The sequence below is a fragment of the Streptomyces sp. NPDC041108 genome (genome assembly GCF_055592645.1).
This window is the reverse complement of sequence record NZ_JBVIYK010000050.1, coordinates 1-3,885: the sequence shown is the minus strand read 5'-3', so window position 1 is coordinate 3,885 and position 3,885 is coordinate 1. Positions and strand designations below refer to the sequence as shown.

The 3,885-nt window shown below is 61.3% G+C and carries 2 protein-coding genes, 1 tRNA gene and 1 pseudogene; 2 read left to right on the top strand and 2 right to left on the bottom strand.

Going from position 1 to position 3,885, the window contains the following annotated elements; translation table 11 throughout:
- Positions 1–576: 576 nt before the first annotated feature.
- Positions 577–708 (top strand): annotated as a pseudogene (locus ACZ6BB_RS42120) (methyltransferase); the annotation flags it as partial.
- Between the two features lie 110 nt (positions 709–818).
- On the opposite strand, the gene ACZ6BB_RS42115 reads toward ACZ6BB_RS42120, so the two are convergent.
- Positions 819–2,045, bottom strand: coding sequence for a hypothetical protein (locus ACZ6BB_RS42115; protein WP_471620367.1), 1,227 nt, complete (start codon positions 2,043–2,045; stop codon positions 819–821).
- Between the two features lie 837 nt (positions 2,046–2,882).
- On the opposite strand from ACZ6BB_RS42115, the gene ACZ6BB_RS42110 reads away from it, so the two are divergent.
- Positions 2,883–2,968: transfer RNA gene (locus ACZ6BB_RS42110), tRNA-Ser, on the top strand.
- Positions 2,969–3,106: 138 nt separating this feature from the next.
- Here the strand turns inward: ACZ6BB_RS42110 and ACZ6BB_RS42105 are convergent.
- Positions 3,107–3,676: a hypothetical protein gene (locus ACZ6BB_RS42105; protein WP_471620366.1), complete on the bottom strand. Its 570-nt coding sequence runs from the start codon at positions 3,674–3,676 to the stop codon at positions 3,107–3,109.
- Between the last annotated feature and the right edge of the window lie 209 nt (positions 3,677–3,885).

The following is a 3,885-nucleotide window of genomic DNA, read 5'->3' as shown; positions in this document are numbered from 1 at the left end:
GCTACGAGCGCAAAGCCGAGCACTTCCTGGCCTTCACCAGCATCGCCTGCACCCTCATCTGCTACCGCAGACTCGCCAAATGAGATGACGTCTAAGGCGTCCGTGACGGGTGCGTTCGCGGGGGCGGTCTACTGGTTCGAGCACCGCTGAACGGGGCCGCCTGGGGGTGCCCGAGGACCTCCAGGCGGCCCACCCTGCCAGGACTGCAAGATGGGCCACCTCACGAAGGACGAGGTGCACACCTTTCCGCTTCTTCAGTTCGAGGCGCGGCGGACGACACCGGCTACTAGCCGATCCGGCGCCCGTACGCCGACGCTGTGCCGCCCAACCGGCCGCCCTCCGTCCCGCACCACGAGATGGGATACGTCGCCGCGTACGAGCTTGATATCTCGGCGCTCGTTCGGGGGATGCCTTCGTGAATGTCGGCTACGTCCGGGGCGACCCCCTATTCGGAGTTCCGGAGCGTCCCCTCCCTCGCTGTTGCTCGGCTGCACGCACGAGCGACCACGCGGGCCCTTCAAACCCGGAGACCTGCACGTCCGCCAATCCGGACTCCTCCAGCTCCGCTACAAGCTCCAGCCGAGCGAGGGTCTCACTAACGAGCTGATCACCTCGGCGATGGAGGCGGCGCGCATGGCAGAGCCGTACCCGGAGTTGCTTGCTGCCTGTTCACACCTGCTGGCTGTTGGGCGGGCCCCATTGACGTGAACGGTGACAGGGCGCGCGGGGACACAGCACTGCCGAGTCTCCATGACGAATCGAGCCTGAGGGCCCTGGTTTCCAAGACCTCGTATGTCTCGATGCAGGCGTACAGGGGTTCACGAAGTGTTTCGTATCTCTTCCAGTTCTTCCAGAACGTGAGCCCTTCGTTCAAAGATCCACGAAGTCAATCCGAGAACATTTATCGGATCATGCCCCTCGACTTCGCTACTGAGCCATCGATCGATGATCAACGTGACGAATCCGGAGAGGTGAGACAGGAAGTCAAGGGGATGGTCGTTGTGCGGGCCAATGGGAATCGATTTCGACATTCCTGTGAGTAGCTTGGCGGCGGCGTCGTACCGAGTGAGAAAATCCGGATGCGTCTCGGTCGAGTCGCTCGAATTCACCCATGATTCGTAAATGTGCGCAAATACTGTTAGGCCGATGATCGCGCCACTCATGGTCCGGTAAATTGTTGGCGCGGTTGGATTCTGTATGAGCTTTCCGCTCATCATTAGGAGGGCGAGGGCGTCTGCTCGTAGTTCGTCTAGCTGATTTTTGTTTACTTCGTAGGAGGCGAGATCGATTCCCAGCTTCGCGAGTTCTTGATCTAGCCGTCCGTTGATGTAGCGTGACCTGGGATACTCGTCATCCGTGTGACCCAAAAGATGATGTGCATATTCGTGCGCAAGCGCGAACTGCTCAATGGAACGAACGCCCTCGTGATATGAGTCCTCGTCGCGCGAAGCTGGGAGCTCACGTAGCAGCTGGTGCGCCGGAAAGACACCATGAGACTGCCACGCCTTGCGCTCGCTATTCGCAACCAGTATAGGCTCGAAGCCTCCGTCTCCGATTTCCTCCAAGAGCATCATCATTACTTCGTCGTCATCGTCTTCAATGTAGTCCAGCATTGTTGTACCCAAAGTTGAGATCATCTCGAAGTACTTGCAATACAAGACCATGTAGATCATTGAGGCAGTGGTGAGGCCGTAGTTCAGCTCGATAATTCCTACTTCCCCGGACTGCCAGGCCTCCGCGTTCGCTTGTGTTCGTAGATTTCTACCGGCGAAAATACGCCTGCCTCGCGCCCTCCATTCCTCGGGAATCGACTCTGTGAGATCCTCCATTAGCACTTCAAGCTCGGGGCAATTGGATCGATTGGGTACCCAGGCGAAATAGTCCCTGTAGCGTGGCTTGCTTAATACGTCCGTGCGTCCCTGTACCTGAAATACCGTCTTCCAGAAATTCTGCATGGGCAAATTTCGAACTTCGTGGAAGGTTTTTCGAGACTGCTCTAGGCTGATCATTTCTCCCCATTTGGTTGAAACTACGAGGGTCTGCACTTAGCGTGCCTTGATCAGTGTTCGGCTTTCTTTCTGTGTTCGCGACACTCACAGGAGCACCTCGGTACTCGCACTCTGGGCACATCTGCCATATGCCTTGTGATTCTGCCTCTTCGACAACCGAGATCTCCGAGCTGAAGCCGTGATGTGCTAGCAGCCGGACGACGTTGTTTCCGTAGCGGGTAGCGAGCACCGCAGCTTCGGCGATCTTGTCGTGGCCTTGGCGAAAGTAGGCCCCTGGACCTGTGGTCGCCCCGCAGCCGCACCAGCAACTGCCTGTCGGTGCCGGCTGGCCCGGCGTCGGCTCAAGTGTCATGTCCATAAGTTATGGAGTCTCGGGGCAGACCGGGGCACGATCGCCGAACCAGGTTCACGTGAACGCCGTGCCAGTGGCTGGCGCCGTAGCCGTCGTGCGGGGCAACGAGCCTGGGAGGATGTGGGGATGGGGCGTCTTACTCACAAGCAGTCGAGACGAAGGCGCACCTCTAGGCCAACCTCGGGGCAGGGACGGTTCATCATGCGGGCGGTAGGGCAGGGTGCATTGATCGTTGGAGAGGCCAGCAGCGAAGGGGAGGTGTCACCCTGTGGCGGACATGAGCACGTACGGACAACAGGCGGACCATTGTGCTGAGTTGGCGGCGGGGCGATGAGGGGAGGACAAGCAGGTGGAGGCCACTGGTGAGGGACTGGCGGCAAGCGTACGCGCTGCTGGAAGTCGCCTCGGCGATCCGGGACCACACGCCTGCACAGAAGTAGTGGACCGGGCTGGTTCCGTGCTCCGTGGGCCATGTATGGGCCAACGCACCTGATCCCTTGAATGGCTACCGTATCGATGCAGGTCAGAGCTAGTGAGGTCTGTGACTGTGCGTCGGTCTTGAAAACCGTCGTGGCGCGAGTCACCGTGGGTTCAAATCCCACACCCACCGCAGCAGGTCAGAAGCTTGCAGGTCAGAAGGGGTGCCACTCTCCCGAGCGGCACCCCTTCTGCATGACCTTGTCTCACCCTGGCCCGCCGGTATCCCACCTCTGACCAGGGCGTGCGGCCAACCTGCGGCCAGGATTCACGGCCCCTCGGTCCCGTTCTCTTCCTCGGCCAACCCCTGCTCGATCAGCGCGTTCATCCGCGACTCCTCGCCATCCAGAACCTTGGCGTAGTAGCGCTGGAGAACGGCGACGCTCTGACCCGCGCGCCGGGCCGTCTCGGCGAGGCTCACCCCTGAGCGGAGCCAGAACGACACACATGCGTGCCGCAGGTCGTACGGGATGGCGGCCAGTGGAGAGGCCACCTGCGCGGCCGTGAGTGCCTTCCGGCGGGCCTCTTTCCACACCGCGCCGTACTCCTGCGACCGGACCGGCCCACCCGGGACGGTGGTGAACAGTCGACCGTCGGTCGTGGTCCCGAACGCTTCGAGGTGGGCGCGCAGGATGGCCACCAGTACCGGCGGGATCGGCACCGGCCGGACTGCGCGGCGGGCACGGTGCTTGAGCTGTCGCTCCTCGTACGGCTTGCCGTCGTCCGTCCAGGCAGATCCGACCTGTGGCCGGGCGCTGGCGAGCATGAGCCTCCCCCACCCTTCCTCGGGGAGGTCACACTGGTCGGCGCTCAGCATGGAGACTTCCTCGGGTCGCATGGCGGCGTAGTAGATACATGCGAAGAACGCGACTAGGTGGGAACCGCGGGTGCCCTGCGCACGGACCGCGTCCAGCAGCGCTCGCGCTTGGGCGGGTGTGGCGACGCTTCGAACGTCTAGATGATTAGTTCCGATGTGGCTCAGTGGTCGTAGGCGGTCAGGGACCTGGTGATGGGTGCGCCGATGGTGCGGTTGTGCCAGATCGCGCA